14 protein-coding genes are annotated in these 13375 nt (G+C 62.2%); 6 read left to right on the top strand and 8 right to left on the bottom strand.

The annotated features are described in order from the left end of the window. Positions 1-52 precede the first annotated feature (52 nt). The 4 genes from hpxW to hpxZ are packed head-to-tail and all read left to right on the top strand — an operon-like array spanning position 53 to position 3612. A complete protein-coding gene (gene hpxW / locus TAN611_RS08965) occupies positions 53-1636 on the top strand; it encodes an oxamate amidohydrolase (protein ID WP_203067562.1) in 1584 nt (527 codons plus the stop codon). Between the two features lie 10 nt (positions 1637-1646). Continuing rightward, complete coding sequence (hpxX, locus tag TAN611_RS08960) at positions 1647-1835, top strand: oxalurate catabolism protein HpxX (protein WP_105230589.1); 189 nt, start codon at positions 1647-1649, stop codon at positions 1833-1835. Continuing rightward, positions 1832-3229: an AtzE family amidohydrolase gene (locus tag TAN611_RS08955; protein ID WP_203067561.1), complete on the top strand. Its 1398-nt coding sequence runs from the start codon at positions 1832-1834 to the stop codon at positions 3227-3229. The genes hpxX and TAN611_RS08955 overlap by 4 nt, the downstream gene beginning before the upstream one ends. Further along, entirely contained in the window at positions 3226-3612 is a 387-nt protein-coding gene (hpxZ, locus tag TAN611_RS08950; protein ID WP_203067560.1) for an oxalurate catabolism protein HpxZ, read from the top strand. The genes TAN611_RS08955 and hpxZ overlap by 4 nt, the downstream gene beginning before the upstream one ends. Positions 3613-4008: 396 nt before the next feature. Here hpxZ and puuE read toward each other — a convergent pair whose 3' ends face one another. The 3 genes from puuE to TAN611_RS08935 are packed head-to-tail and all read right to left on the bottom strand — an operon-like array spanning position 4009 to position 6439. Further along, positions 4009-4953, bottom strand: coding sequence for an allantoinase PuuE (gene puuE / locus TAN611_RS08945; protein WP_105230586.1), 945 nt, complete (start codon positions 4951-4953; stop codon positions 4009-4011). Between the two features lie 26 nt (positions 4954-4979). Then, positions 4980-5723 (bottom strand): allantoin racemase, encoded by a 744-nt coding sequence (gene hpxA, locus TAN611_RS08940; RefSeq protein ID WP_105230585.1) that lies wholly within the window; start codon positions 5721-5723, stop codon positions 4980-4982. Further along, positions 5723-6439, bottom strand: coding sequence for a GntR family transcriptional regulator (locus TAN611_RS08935; protein ID WP_203067559.1), 717 nt, complete (start codon positions 6437-6439; stop codon positions 5723-5725). The genes hpxA and TAN611_RS08935 overlap by 1 nt, the downstream gene beginning before the upstream one ends. 142 nt (positions 6440-6581) lie before the next feature. Between TAN611_RS08935 and TAN611_RS08930 the strand changes: the two genes are divergently transcribed. Beyond that, positions 6582-8051 carry an NCS1 family nucleobase:cation symporter-1 gene (locus tag TAN611_RS08930; protein WP_160027332.1) on the top strand — a complete coding sequence of 490 codons (1470 nt, stop codon included), beginning with the start codon at positions 6582-6584 and terminating at the stop codon, positions 8049-8051. 252 nt (positions 8052-8303) lie between these two features. Here the strand turns inward: TAN611_RS08930 and TAN611_RS08925 are convergent, their stop codons facing one another. The 5 genes from TAN611_RS08925 to TAN611_RS08905 form a co-directional block, all read right to left on the bottom strand. Further along, positions 8304-8732 carry a hypothetical protein gene (locus tag TAN611_RS08925; RefSeq protein ID WP_111737349.1) on the bottom strand — a complete coding sequence of 143 codons (429 nt, stop codon included), beginning with the start codon at positions 8730-8732 and terminating at the stop codon, positions 8304-8306. 8 nt (positions 8733-8740) lie between these two features. Next, the gene (locus TAN611_RS08920; protein WP_238404528.1) at positions 8741-9415 is read right to left on the bottom strand and encodes a hypothetical protein; all 675 of its coding nucleotides are present in this window, start codon (positions 9413-9415) and stop codon (positions 8741-8743) included. Between the two features lie 258 nt (positions 9416-9673). After that, positions 9674-10006, bottom strand: a complete 333-nt coding sequence (uraH, locus tag TAN611_RS08915) for a hydroxyisourate hydrolase (protein ID WP_203067558.1) — start codon at positions 10004-10006, stop codon at positions 9674-9676. Then, on the bottom strand, positions 10003-10503 hold the full coding sequence (gene uraD / locus TAN611_RS08910; protein WP_160027334.1) for a 2-oxo-4-hydroxy-4-carboxy-5-ureidoimidazoline decarboxylase: 501 nt from the start codon (positions 10501-10503) through the stop codon (positions 10003-10005). Before uraD ends, uraH begins: the two co-directional genes overlap by 4 nt. Then, complete coding sequence (locus tag TAN611_RS08905) at positions 10481-11863, bottom strand: nucleobase:cation symporter-2 family protein (protein WP_187043322.1); 1383 nt, start codon at positions 11861-11863, stop codon at positions 10481-10483. The genes uraD and TAN611_RS08905 overlap by 23 nt, the downstream gene beginning before the upstream one ends. A 345-nt stretch (positions 11864-12208) precedes the next feature. Here TAN611_RS08905 and hpxO point away from each other — a divergent pair, with 345 nt between their 5' ends. Continuing rightward, positions 12209-13363, top strand: coding sequence for an FAD-dependent urate hydroxylase HpxO (gene hpxO / locus TAN611_RS08900; RefSeq protein WP_105230578.1), 1155 nt, complete (start codon positions 12209-12211; stop codon positions 13361-13363). Positions 13364-13375: the final 12 nt, after the last annotated feature.

Below are 13375 nucleotides of genomic sequence, written 5' to 3'. Positions count from 1 at the left end.
ATGGAACAACTTTTGCAACCTCGACGGCAGACGATAACCACGAGGACGATCCATGCAGAGTAATGTAGCGACCCGCGGGATGGCGGTTACGCCGCACCATCTGGCCAGCCAGAGCGCGCTGGCGGTACTGCGGGAAGGCGGCAGCGCTATCGAAGCGATGGTGGCCGCCGCCGCCACTATCGCGGTGGTCTACCCGCATATGAACGGGCTGGGAGGCGACGGTTTCTGGCTGATCGTGCCGCCGGACGGTGAACCGGTGGCGATCGACGCCAGCGGCGCCGCAGGATCGCTCGCCACGCCGGCGGCCTATGCCGATCTGAAACACATTCCCCATCGCGGCCCGCGCGCGGCGCTGACCGTCGCCGGCACCGTCAGCGGCTGGGATGAGGCGCTGCGCGTGTCCGCCGAGCTGTGCGGACGTTCACTGCCGCTGCCGCACCTGCTGGCGGACGCCATTGACTATGCCGCGATGGGCATTCCCGTCACCGCCTCGCAGGCCGCCGCCAGTGAGGCGAAATACGCCGAACTGTGTGACCAGCCAGGCTTTGCCGACGCCTTTTTGCCCGGCGGGATGCCGCCGAAGGCCGGCAGCCGTTTTCACCAGCCGGCGCTGGCGACCACCCTGCGGCAGCTGGCGCAGGACGGACTGGACAGCTTTTACCGCGGTGCGCTGGCCGAGCGGTTGGCGGCCGGCATGGCGCAGCTGGGTATGCCCGTCACGCTGGCGGATTTACAGCGGCACCGCGCGCGCCGCAGCCGGCCATTGCGGCTGCAGCACCGGCAGGGAGAGGTCTGGAACCTGGCGCCGCCGACCCAGGGGCTGGCGTCGCTGGCGATCCTCGGCATCAGCGATCGATTGGCAATGGCCGACGCGGACGAAGCAACAACCATCCACCGTCTGGTCGAGGCAACCAAGCTGGCCTTCGGCCTGCGCGACGCGCATATCACCGACCCCGACAGTCTGACCGGCGACAGCCAGGCGCTGCTCGCACCGGCGGCGCTGCAGGCGCTGGCGGCGCGGGTGGACGAACGGCAGGCAGCCCCGTGGGGCGCGGGCAAAGGCCCGGGCGATACGGTGTGGATGGGCGTGATCGACAACAGCGGCCTCGCCGTCTCGTTTATTCAGAGTATCTATCACGAATTCGGCAGCGGCGTGGTACTGCCGGACAGCGGCATCGTCTGGCAAAACCGCGGCGCCGCCTTCAGCCTGGATCCGCAGCATTTGCTGGCGCTGGCGCCGGGCAAGCAGCCGTTCCACACCCTCAACCCCGCCGCCGCGCGCCTGAACGACGGCCGCGTGATGGTGTACGGTTCAATGGGCGGCGACGGTCAGCCGCAGACGCAGGCGGCGCTCTTCACCCGCTACGTACTGCAAAACGCGTCGCTGCAGGAGAGCATCAGCCGGCCGCGCTGGCTGCTGGGGCGCACCTGGGGGCAAAGCTCCGAGTCGCTCAAGCTGGAAGGCCGCTTCCCGCCGGAAATCATTACGCGCCTGCGTGCGCTGGGGCATGAGGTGGAGGTGCTTGCCGACTTCACCGAGGCCATGGGGCACGCAGGCGCCATTGTCCGCCACCCGGACGGCCTGCTGGAAGGGGCATTCGACCCGCGCAGCAACGGCAGCGCCGCCGGCTTTTAAGGAGAACAGCATGACTCATTTACCCCCGGACTGGCGCGCCTACCTCGCCCAGATGGAACAGATCCTGATGCTGGAGCTGGACGATGAGCGGCGCGCAGAACTACAGCGCCAGTTTATCCGCATTGCCGCGCTGGCGGAGCCGCTGATGGCGTTTCCGCTCGATGAACGGCTGGAGGTTGCAGGAGTGTATCAGGCATGAAATTACATCAGTTAAGCATCCGCGATATTCAGCGGGCGCTCGGCAACGGCGAACTCAGCGCACAGGAGATCGCCCGCCGCACGCTTGACGATATCGCCCGCGTCAATCCGCAGATCAACGCCTGGACCACGGTCACCGCGCAGCGGATGCTGGCGGAGGCGGCGCAGATTGATACACTGCGGCGGCAACGCCAGCCGCTGCCGCCGCTGGCAGGCGTCCCTTATGCGGTGAAGAACCTGTTTGACGTGGCGGAGCACACCACGCTGGCAGGCGCGCAGCTGTTCAGCGAGCGGCCGCCGGCCGCGGCCGACAGTTGGGCGGTGCGTCAGTTGCGGCAGGCCGGCGGTCTGCTGTCCGGCATGCTGAATATGGATGCCTACGCCTACGGCTTCACCACCGAAAACAGCCACTACGGCGCCACCCGTAATCCGCACGATCTGCAGCGCATCGCCGGCGGTTCATCCGGCGGTTCAGCGGCGGCGGTCGCCGCCGGCACGGTGCACTTCTCCCTCGGCTCCGACACCAATGGCTCCATTCGCGTGCCGGCCTCGCTGTGCGGCATTTTCGGCCTGAAACCGACCTTCGGCCGGCTGTCGCGCGCGGGCACTCAGCCGTTTGTCGCCAGCCTCGACCATATCGGCCCCTTTGCCCGCCGCTGCAGCGATCTGGCGACGGTATACGATGCGCTGCAGGGCCGCGACCCGGAGGACGCCTTTCAGGCAGAACGCCCGGCGCAGTTGACCGCCATGCGGCTGACGCGCGGTATGGAGGGCCTGCGCTGCGCGGTGCTCGGCGGTTATTTCACCACCTGGTGCGATGACGACGCCCGCGACGCGCTGCGGCGTGCCGCCCGGGCGCTGGAAGCGCATGATGAGCTGATGTTCCCCGAAGCGGAACTGGCCCGCTCCGCAGCCTTTATCCTCAGCGCCTCCGAAGGCGGCAACCAGTATCTGCCCGCCCTGCGCCGCGAGCCGGCGCGCTTCGAGCCGCATTCACGCGAGCGCCTGCTCGCCGGGGCGATGATCCCCGCCGCCTGGTACGTGCAGGCGCAGCGCTTCCGCCGCCATGCGCAGCAGCAGTTTATGGCCCTGTTCCGCCATGCCGACGTGCTGCTGGCGCCAGCGACGCCGTGCTGTGCAACGCCGATCGGCGCGCAGGAGATGGACATTAACGGCCAGCCGCTGCCGATACGCGCCAGCATGGGCATGCTGACGCAGCCGATATCGTTTCTCGGGCTGCCGGTGGTCAGCGCACCGCTGCGCACCGCCGCCGGACGCCCCATCGGTTTGCAGCTGATTGCCGCGCCGTTTAACGAACAAGCCTGCCTGCGCGCCGCCGCCGCGCTGGAACAACTGGGCATTGCGGTGGCCGATGCCGCGGAGGTAGCCGCATGATCACGCCCCCAGAGATTAACCATCCCCTGACGCTGGCCGAAGTGACCGCCGCGTTTGACCGCTACGAGCAGGCGCTGGTCAGCAACGATGTCGCCGTGCTGGACGAGCTGTTCTGGCACAGCGAACGCACGGTGCGGCTGGGCGCCGGCGAGAATCTGTACGGCATCGGCGATATCCGCGCTTTCCGCGCGGCGCGCCCCGCCGCCGGGCTGGCGCGCAGGCTGCAAAATACCCGTATCGTGACGTTCGGCGAGGATTACGCGGTCTGCAGCACCGAGTTCACCCGTGAGGGCAGCACGCGCATCGGCCGTCAGCAGCAGACCTGGGTGCGTTTCCCCTGCGGCTGGCGGATTGTTGCGGCGCAGGTAAGTTTAATGGAGTAACCGGGCGGCCTTTGATGTGATGGCACCCAGCGCCAAGCTCTGCATTCTTAACGTCAAAACCCTCAGCCAAATGGCCCGGTAATAACAGATTCGGGTGTTGACCTTCGGCGCGCATCACGGGCTGCCGAACAAGGAACCCGAGCCAGGGGCAATCGGCCAGGGATGGCCGATTGAGGCGGCACAGGCAGGGATGCCTGTAGAGCCGACCCGCCCGGCGACGGTGACGCAGAGAGGGCACCTGCGAAGCAGGCAGAACGTGCCTAAGCGCGGGCGCGGGTGCAGGGGCCGCGCCTACGGCCCCTGCAATTGCCGTTCACGGAAGTCACAGAGAAATGCCGGTCGTTTACGGCAATTCCGGTTACATCAAACTCACAGAATGGAGCATAAACAGCAAAATCATCCCCGCCAGGGATGCACTCGCCGCCAGTGGTCGGCGATCTGCTGACGGGTGCAGATCCACACGCGATCGTGCTGCTGGATATAGTCCAGAAAGCGCTGCAGCGCACGGAAACGCCCCGGACGCCCCAGCAGGCGGCAGTGCATGCCGATCGACATCATCTTCGGCGAGGTCGCCCCCTCCTCATACAGCACGTCGAAGCTATCGCGCAAGTAGGTATAGAACTGCTCGGCGGTGTTAAAACCCTGCGCGGTGGCAAAGCGCATATCATTGGCATCCAGCGTATACGGCACGATCAGATGCGGCTTGCGCGTGCCGTCGCCGCACGTCACCTCGCTCCAGAACGGCAGATCGTCACCGTAGTAGTCGCTGTCATAATCAAAGCCGCCGTGCTCCGCCACCAGCCGGCGGGTATTCGGGCTGTCGCGGCCGGTATACCAGCCGGTGGGCGCTTTGCCGAACAGATCGGTCAGTACCTGCACCGCCTGCTGCAGGTGACGCCGCTCGTCGTCGATCGCCATATCCTGATAGTGGATCCAGCGCCAGCCATGGCTGACCACGTCATAGTCGGCGGCCTTGATCGCCGCGACAATCTCCGGATTGCGCGCCAGCGCCATCGCCACGCCGAACACGGTGAGCGGCAGTTCACGCCGACGGAACTCCTGATAAATACGCCAGAAACCGGCGCGGCTGCCGTACTCATACAGCGAATCCATCGACATATGGCGATCCGGATAGCTGGCGGCGCCGATGATATCGGACAGGAACTGCTCGGAACCCGCATCGCCGTGCAGCACGTGGTTTTCCGCGCCTTCTTCAAAGTTCAGCACAAACTGAACGGCGATACGCGCCTCCCCCGGCCAGGCGGCATGCGGCGGCTGGCCGGCGTAGCCGCGCATATCGCGCGGGTAGTCCGGGTGAAGGGTGTCTGGCTGTTGATTCATACGCTGAGCTGTTGCCCCCTGAATAGTTAGCATGGATGTAATGACTGAAATTTTCCGCTGAGCGCCTTGCGCTCCGGCCAGGCCAGATCGCCGTATTTACTGGTCGACAGCCCCAGCGCCGCCAGCGATTCGACCATTTTCACCGCCGCGCCGACGCCGTCGATCACCGGCATGCGCAACTCCTGCGTCAGCTCCCGCGCCAGGCTGGCCATACCGCCGCAGCCCAGCACAATCGCGCCGCAGCCGTCCTGCCGCATCGCCTGAATACAGCGTTCACGCACCATGTGCTGCGCCCGTCCGCTGCCGTCCTCCAGCGCCAGCACCGGCAGGTCGATGGCGTGCAGCGCGGCACAGTGTTCGCTGAAGCCGTACTGACGCAGCAGATGGCGGGCGATAATCAACGTGCGCGGCAACGTGGTGACGATGGAAAAACGCGTGGCGACCAGAGTCGCCATATGCATGGCGGCCTCGGCAATGCCGATCACCGGCGCCTGCGCCAGTTCACGCGCCGCCAGCAGGCCGGGGTCGCCGAAACAGGCGATCACGTGCCCGTCGACGCCGCGCTCGCGGCCGGCCTTGATCTGTTCCAGCACCCCGATCGCGGCAACCGCCTCATCAAAATGGCCTTCAATCGACGGCACGCCCTCCGCCGGACACACCGCCAGAATTTCGGTGCCCGGCGCTGCAGCGGCGCGGGCGGCCGCGCCAATGGTTTCGGTCATGCCGGGGTCGGTATTGGGGTTGATCACTTGTATACATACTGCGGACATCATTGCTCCTTATAGGCGGCGAACAGCCGGACAAAATCGGGATGGCCCAGTTCCGCGCGTTCAAAGCGCAGGCTGGCGACAATATGGTCAAAATGCTGTTCGACGGCGGCGCTGAGCGCCGGCAAATCCCGCTGCCGCAGCAGTGCAATCAGCCGTTCATGGTCATTGCAGCGGCAGCCTTGCCGCCACGGCGCGCCCCAGGCGGCAATCACCAGCGAGGAGCGCTGGCACAGCCGCGTCACCATCTCGGTCAACACCGCATTGGCGGAGATCGCCTGCAGCTGAATATGGAATGCGGCGGAGAGGCGGATAGCCGCCGGGCCGTCATGCTCCTCGTGCGCCTGCTGCTCATCGCGGATAATCGCCTCCAGCGCCGCCAGATGCGGCGGCTGACAGCGTGCCAGCACGTCCGGCAGGTTCGCCACCTCCAGCAGGGTGCGGGTGCGGAAAATATCTTTCGCCTCCTCCGCCATCGGGCTGGCGACGTATGCACCGCGCTTGGGCGCCAGCTGCACCATTTGCACCGCCGCGAGCCGCTGCAGCACCTTGCGGATGCCGGTGCGGCTGACGCCGAACACCTCGGACAGCGCCTCTTCCGGCAGTTTGCTGCCCGGCGGCAGCTGATGTTCAACGATGGCGTTCATCAACGCCTGATAGATGGACTCATCCTTGTCATGCAGGCCGGACGCCGTTTCCAGGCGGTTTTCGCTTTTCATCACCTCACTCCTGATTAACTATTGCGCATCAAATCGTATACATAAAAATAATTTTTTGTATACAAAATTACGCATTCTGGCCTGAATCCTGCTTCAGCGTAACTATCCCCTCAACAGGGTTTTCATCAGAGGAGCAGGTTTCATGCCAAACAGACAAACTACGCGTCAGGGTTACAGCCCGCGGCTGTGCAATGAGGATCTGGCGCCGACCCGCGATCAGAACTGGAGCTGGTACAATATCTTTTCGTTCTGGATGTCGGACGTGCACAGCATGGGTGGTTACGTGGTCGCCGCCAGCTTCTTTACCCTTGGGCTGGCAAGCTGGCAGGTGCTGCTGTGCCTGCTGGCGGGCATTGGCATTGTGCAGCTGTGCGCCAATCTGGTGGCGAAGCCCAGCCAGATGGCGGGCGTGCCCTATGCGGTAATCTGCCGCCAGGCGTTCGGCGTGTTCGGCGCCAATATCCCGGCGGTGATCCGCGGGCTGATCGCCTTCGCCTGGTACGGCATCCAGACCTATCTGGCGGCCAACGCGCTGATGCTGGTGGCGCTGAAGTTCTGGCCGTCGCTGGCAGCGCTCACCGCCGATTCGCTGCTCGGCCTCTCTTACCTCGGCTGGATCTGCTTTGCGCTGATGTGGCTGCTGCAGGCGATGGTGTTCTGGCACGGCATGAACGCCATCAAGCGCTTTATCGACATTGCCGGCCCGGCGGTGTACGTGGTGATGCTGGCGCTGGCGGGTTGGATTGTGTATCAGACCGGGCCGGACGGCATCTCCTTTACCCTGGCCGGCAAATCCCTGACCGCCGGCGAGCAGGCCTGGCAGATGATTACCGCCACCGCGCTGGTGGTCTCCTACTTCTCCGGCCCGCTGCTCAACTTCGGCGACTTCTCGCGCTACGCGAAGAATATGAATGAAGTGCGCCGCGGCAACCGCTGGGGTCTGCCGTTCAACTTTCTGCTGTTCTCATTGGTGACGGTGGTGATCGTCTCCGGCACCCAGTCGCTGTTCGGCCATATGATCACCGACCCGATTGAAACGGTCAGCCGCGTCGGCAACGATCTGGCGGTGGCGATCGGCCTGCTGACCATGATCACCGCAACCATCGGCATCAATATCGTCGCCAACTTCGTTTCGCCGGCGTTCGACTTTTCCAACTGCGCGCCGCAAAAAATCAGCTTCCGCACCGGCGGCATGATCGCCGCGGTGGGATCGGTGCTGCTGACCCCGTGGAACCTGTTTAACTCACCGGAGCTGATCCACTACACGCTGGACGTGCTGGGCGCATTTGTCGGCCCGCTGTTCGGCATTCTGCTGGCGGACTTCTACCTGATTAAACGTCAGCAGCTGTCGGTGGACGACCTGTTCAACGACACGCCGGCAGGTAAATACTGGTATCGCCACGGCTTTAACCCGAAAGCCATCGCCGCCCTGCTGCCTTCCGTCACCGTCGGCGTTATCCTCAGCTTTATTCCGTCGCTGCATGCGGTCGCCAATTTCAGCTGGTTTATCGGCGTGGCGCTGGGCGCGCTGGCCTACCGCTGGCTGGCGCGCGATGAGCAGCAGGCCGCCGCGCCGCGCTTCAGCGCCAAGGCGCTGCTGCCGAAGGACTAATGCCGCCGGGCCGAACGCCCGGCAATCAGGTGTAAAAAAACCACCTGCTAAGCAGGTGGTTTTTTTACTTTCGGCCCTCATCTCTGACATAACAAACAATGCGCAAAAAGATCCATCGCCTCGTCTGCCCGCTTCACGGGTCGGTTTTAATGCAGTTGCATGAGCACGCTGGATCCGCTCCAGCTCTGGCGGCACACGGCCAGAACGGGCAAACCTGACGCATGCAAAACCATGCAGGGCTAAAATTGAGAATCAACTCGGCCAATTAATGATTTCATCCAGCCCGGAAATGAGTGCGGGAAAGTAACTTTCATCCATTCCCAGACTATCACTGATAACTACACTTTCAGCAGGGTTTTCCGGCCTGAGGGTTAATGTCAGCAGCACGCCTTGCCCTGAAGGTGATGGCGTGAATATCAGATTCAACTGGTTTTCTGTGCTATCAAAAACCACCTCCTGAGCTTTACCGCCATTCACTAAATTTATATGTAACTCTGTGAGTTTATTTTTAAGGATATTAAGCTCGCCAACATTAAAAGATGCCTGATATTGAGCTTTAAGCTCAGGCAGTTCGTACTCCACGTAAGTCTGTATCCAGTCATATTGAGGTATATCGGGCGTATTCTCCCGCTCAAAGGGAGTCACCCGTAATATTTTCCTGTCGTTAACTATTTCAATCATATACCCCCCTATTCCTTGTATAAAAAGTGAGTTATTGTCCAATCCTTCTCACGCACGAGAACCTCTAACGTGTATTTTTTATGGAAATAGGTGCCTTTCTTGGCTCGATTCTCTACGAGTTTATAAAACTCTGATTTATAAAGAAAAAGACCAGGCGTGTTTTTAGGGTCAGGCATTCTTTTACCGTAGCGGATAACTTTTTCCTGTAGTTGCAAAGGAACGTATCGTGCGGGATTAAGCATATGCTTAGCCGGTGTTGCCGTCATCTTAAGGGCACGACCTGATAAGCCCATTTTCAGGCGACCACGCAAGATGCTAATGGTAGCCTGACTAAGTTTTACCGTTACAGCCGTTTTTACGCCACTCTCCAACAATGCTTTACCAACCCGAAAAAGGCGGAATGCACCAAAGGCAATTAAAGCGAGGTCTGTTGGGTCAATCAGGGGAGCTTCTAATGGCGCCTCTTCCAGTCTGACGAACACGCCATCAGCATCATAAATCCGCCACAAACCGGGAGCCTGCGCCACGGAATAGCCAATACACATCCCGCTTTCATCATCTACAATGGGCTTAGCATTCAGGGGAGGGTTACGGGGGCTGAACTCGAAGTATTCACCGGAAGGTAATTTTGACTGGAAGGTGTAAAAGCGTCCTGGCTCATCGGCAATAAATCCAACTGTCATGTCATGATTCCCTGTTGAATGTTTCCTGGGTCATCATAATGGACATTTTTACTGCAATCCACTTTGCCGGACTGTCGTTGCTCGTCTCAGGCTGCTAACGCCCCGCCGTTCTCGTTGTTCACCCCTGCCAGCACTGTTTAGGTGACTGTCGTTGCCTAACGTAATGCTTAACTTTTGTTTCATATAAATTATGCCATTCGGTGCATATAAAAGGCCGCGAAAGCGGCCTTTTTGACATCTTCTGTTTGTCGTTGACGCTCAGCTGCCGCGGTAGGTTGACCAACCGCCGGGGGCGATTAAAAACGGCAGGTGATAGTGCTGCTCCTCACTGAGCATCAGCTCGATTTGCGCGTGGACATAGGGCGTCTGCCGTCCGGCGGCCGTAAACCAGTCGCCGATGTCTGCCGTCAGGCGATAACGCCCCGCCGGCAGCGCCGCCGGAGTAAAGACGGCGATGCGGCCGTTGGCGTCGGTCAGCATGCTCGCCAGCGGCTGGTAGTCGCCGTGTTCATAACGCGCCAGATGCACGACGACGCCGGCGGCCGGCCGGCCGGTAGAAATATCCAGAATATGGCTGCTCAGATTGCTCATGCGCCGATCACTCCTTCCAGTCTGAGTAAGGTAATTTCACGCAGCTGCGCCAGCGATGCCTGCCGCTCCTGCGCCTCGTTATTGTGCAGACGCAGGCGCAACGCCTGCAGAATCTCCGCGCCGCTGCGTCCTTTGGCGCGGATCAGAAAGACCCGGCCAAAGCGCGCTTCATACTGCGTATTGGCCGTGCGCAGCGCCTCGGCAAGCTCTGCATCATGGCGATCCACCGACGCCTGCTCCTGCCGCGACAGGGCGGCGTGTGCCTGACTGCCCGTCGGCCGCTCGCCGATGCGCGGATGGGCGCTCATCGCCTGCTGCAGCTCGGCGTCGCCCCAGTGTTGCATCAGTTCCCCCGCCCGCGCCAGCAGCGCGGCGCGATCGGCATAGGGGCGCGCCTGCACCAGCGCCGACGCCCAGTCCGGGATCGCCACGCAGGGGCTGAGCAGCGCAATGGCCTCATCAAGCGGTAAACGGTTAAAGCGTTCGAGCACGTTCATCGTGACTCCTGTTGCTAACGACTGCGTCATGTTTCTCTTCCGGCATAATCAGGTTAAGGATAATCGCCACCAGACCGCCGCTGGTGGCCGCCGAGCCGAACAGGTTGCCGACCAGCGGCGGGAAATGGGTCAGAAACGCCGGCACCGCCTCAATACCGAGGCCGATGCCGAACGCCAGCCCGACGATCAGCATCGTGCGCCGCGTCAGCGGGTTCTGGGTGATGATGCGGATGCCGGCGGCAACCACACAGCCGAACATCACCATCGTCGCCCCGCCCAGCACCGGCGTGGGGATCTGGCGCAGCAGCTCGCCAAACGGCGGGAACAGCCCCAGCAGGATCAGAATAACGCCCATATAGCGCCCGACATAGCGGCTGGCGACGCCGGTCATCTGAATCACGCCGTTGTTCTGCGCAAAGGTGGTGTTCGGGAAGGCGCACAGCATCGCGGCGATCATACAGCTCACGCCGTCGGCCAGAATGCCGCCCTTCAGCCGGCTGCGGAAGGCGGCGTTATCGATCGGCTGCCGGGAGATCAGGCTGTTGGCCGTCAGATCGCCGACCGCCTCCAGAATACACACCAGCGACACCAGCGCGATAGGCAAAAAGATCGCGCTGTTGAACTGGAAGCCGAACGGGAACAGCGCCGGCAGCCGGAACCAGGTTTCACCGATCGGCGCCGGATGGAAGTTGCCGGTCAGCGCCGCCGCCAGGCAGCCCGCGGCGATGCCCACTACGATCGACGCCAGCCGCAGCCAGCGGTTACCGGCGCAGCTCAGCAGCACAATCACCCCCAGCGTCAGCCCTCCCAGACCGATATTGCTCATGCTGCCAAAATCCTTTGCCCCCTCGCCGCCGCACCAGTTGATCACGCTCACCTTAATCAGGCTGATGCCGATCAGCGCAATCACGCTGCCGGTGATCACCGGCGTAAAGATTTTCTTCAGCGGTTCAATAAAACGGCTGACGACCACCGGCACCAGCGCGGCGACAAAATTGACGCCGAACAGCATCGCCATAATGTCCTCAGGCCCGCCACCCTGCTGTTTCACCCACAGACCGCCGGCCACCGACACGCCAAGAAACGCAAAGCTGGTGCCCTGCATGCAGATCATGCCGGCGCCAATCCCCCATACCCGATTAGACTGCAGAAACGTGCCGATGCCGGAGGCCAGCAGCGACATGCTGATCAGGTAGGGCATCCACGCCTCCAGCCCCAGCGTGGCGCCGATCAGCAGCGGCGGGGTAATAATGCTGACCAGCCCGGCCAGTACGTGCTGCAACGCGCTAAAAAATGCCGGCAGCGGCGGAATGCGCTGTTCAAGACCGTAAAGCAGCGTGCTGTTTTTCTCGTCTGACATGCCATTATCCCTCAGTAAATACGCTTTCCCCTGAGGTGTGCACAAAACAGGCCAGCTTGTCGCCGGTGCAGCGGATCGGGCGTCAAAAAACCATATTTTTATTTTTTATCAATCGATTAACCTCGAAAATAGCCGTTCCCTCTCTTTTTCTCCGCCACTGAAACGTTGGATTCACAAACTAACATCAAGAAACTTATGGTTCATAAACAGGCAAAGCCTACCCCGGAATGCTGCTTTATGGTGCAACGCTGCCGCATCCGCCGCGCTGACGGCGCGCTGCGACGGCAAATGCCGATGTGGTACGCAAATTGCTCGGGCCTATGACCGGATCTACAGGAGAACATCATGAAAGCATTGGTCATTGGCGCCGGCATCGGCGGGCTCAGCGCGGCGGTCGCGCTGCAACAGGCGGGTATTGAGTGTGAGGTTTTTGAAGCCGTAACGGAGATTAAACCGGTGGGCGCGGCCATTTCCATCTGGCCCAACGGGGTGAAATGCATGCAGCATCTGGGGATGGGAGAGATTATCGAAACCTACGGCGGCCCGATGCGTTCAATGGCCTATCAGGAGTACCGCAGCGGCGCGATTATGACGCGCTTTAGCCTGGCGCCGCTGATTGAACGCGTCGCCGGCCGCCCCTGCCCGGTATCGCGCGCCGAGCTGCAGCGGGAGATGCTGGACTTCTGGGGCCGTGACCGCGTGCAGTTCGGCAAACGCGTCACCGAGGCGCAGGAAGATGCCGACGGCGTAACCGTCCGCTTCGGCGACGGCTCCAGCGCGCGCGGCGATGTGCTGATTGCCGCCGACGGCAGCCGTTCGGCGCTGCGTCCGGCGGTGCTGGGCTATGCGCCGGAGCGACGCTACGCCGGCTATGTCAACTGGAACGGACTGGTGGAGATTGATGAAGCCATTGCGCCGGCCGATCAGTGGACGACCTTTGTCGGTGAAGGCAAGCGGGTGTCGCTGATGCCGGTGGCCGACGGACGCTTCTATTTCTTCTTTGACGTGCCGCTGCCGGCCGGGCTGGCGGAAGACCGCAGTACGTTGCGCGCCGATTTACGCCGTTACTTCAGCGGCTGGGCGCCGCAGGTGCAGCGGCTGATCGCCGCGCTGGATCCGGCCACCACCAACCGCATCGAGATCCACGACATTGAACCGTTCGAGCGGCTGACGCGCGGCAGGATCGCGCTGCTGGGGGATGCCGCCCACAGCACCACGCCGGATATCGGCCAGGGCGGCTGCGCTGCCATGGAGGACGCGGTGGTGCTTGGCGACGCGTTCCGCACCCACCGCGATATCGCCGCAGCGCTGCAGCAGTACGAAAGCCGGCGCTGCGAACGGGTGCGCGATCTGGTGCTCAAGGCGCGTAAGCGCTGCGATATTACCCACGGCAAAGATATGGCGCTGACGCAGGCGTGGTATCAGGAGCTGCAGCAAGAGAGCGGCGAGCACATTATCAACGGCCTGTGCGACACCATCCAGGGCGGCCCGCTCGGCTGAGAACAGAATGCG

Origin of the sequence: Serratia sp. Tan611 (assembly GCF_905188235.1) — a bacterium.
GTDB classification, from domain to species: domain Bacteria; phylum Pseudomonadota; class Gammaproteobacteria; order Enterobacterales; family Enterobacteriaceae; genus Serratia_B; species Serratia_B rhizosphaerae.
Note: the sequence above shows the minus strand (reverse complement) of the source record. Positions and strands in the feature narration are given on the sequence as shown.

Bases quoted from the DNA above. Each gene is read 5' to 3' on its own strand.
- hpxW (WP_203067562.1), top strand. From the start codon at position 53: ATGCAGAGTAATGTAGCGACCCGCGGGATGGCGGTTACGCCGCACCAT.
- hpxX (WP_105230589.1), top strand. From the start codon at position 1,647: ATGACTCATTTACCCCCGGACTGGCGCGCCTACCTCGCCCAGATGGAA.
- TAN611_RS08955 (WP_203067561.1), top strand. From the start codon at position 1,832: ATGAAATTACATCAGTTAAGCATCCGCGATATTCAGCGGGCGCTCGGC.
- hpxZ (WP_203067560.1), top strand. From the start codon at position 3,226: ATGATCACGCCCCCAGAGATTAACCATCCCCTGACGCTGGCCGAAGTG.
- puuE (WP_105230586.1), bottom strand. From the start codon at position 4,953: ATGAATCAACAGCCAGACACCCTTCACCCGGACTACCCGCGCGATATG.
- hpxA (WP_105230585.1), bottom strand. From the start codon at position 5,723: ATGTCCGCAGTATGTATACAAGTGATCAACCCCAATACCGACCCCGGC.
- TAN611_RS08935 (WP_203067559.1), bottom strand. From the start codon at position 6,439: ATGAAAAGCGAAAACCGCCTGGAAACGGCGTCCGGCCTGCATGACAAG.
- TAN611_RS08930 (WP_160027332.1), top strand. From the start codon at position 6,582: ATGCCAAACAGACAAACTACGCGTCAGGGTTACAGCCCGCGGCTGTGC.
- TAN611_RS08925 (WP_111737349.1), bottom strand. From the start codon at position 8,732: ATGATTGAAATAGTTAACGACAGGAAAATATTACGGGTGACTCCCTTT.
- TAN611_RS08920 (WP_238404528.1), bottom strand. From the start codon at position 9,415: ATGACAGTTGGATTTATTGCCGATGAGCCAGGACGCTTTTACACCTTC.
- uraH (WP_203067558.1), bottom strand. From the start codon at position 10,006: ATGAGCAATCTGAGCAGCCATATTCTGGATATTTCTACCGGCCGGCCG.
- uraD (WP_160027334.1), bottom strand. From the start codon at position 10,503: ATGAACGTGCTCGAACGCTTTAACCGTTTACCGCTTGATGAGGCCATT.
- TAN611_RS08905 (WP_187043322.1), bottom strand. From the start codon at position 11,863: ATGTCAGACGAGAAAAACAGCACGCTGCTTTACGGTCTTGAACAGCGC.
- hpxO (WP_105230578.1), top strand. From the start codon at position 12,209: ATGAAAGCATTGGTCATTGGCGCCGGCATCGGCGGGCTCAGCGCGGCG.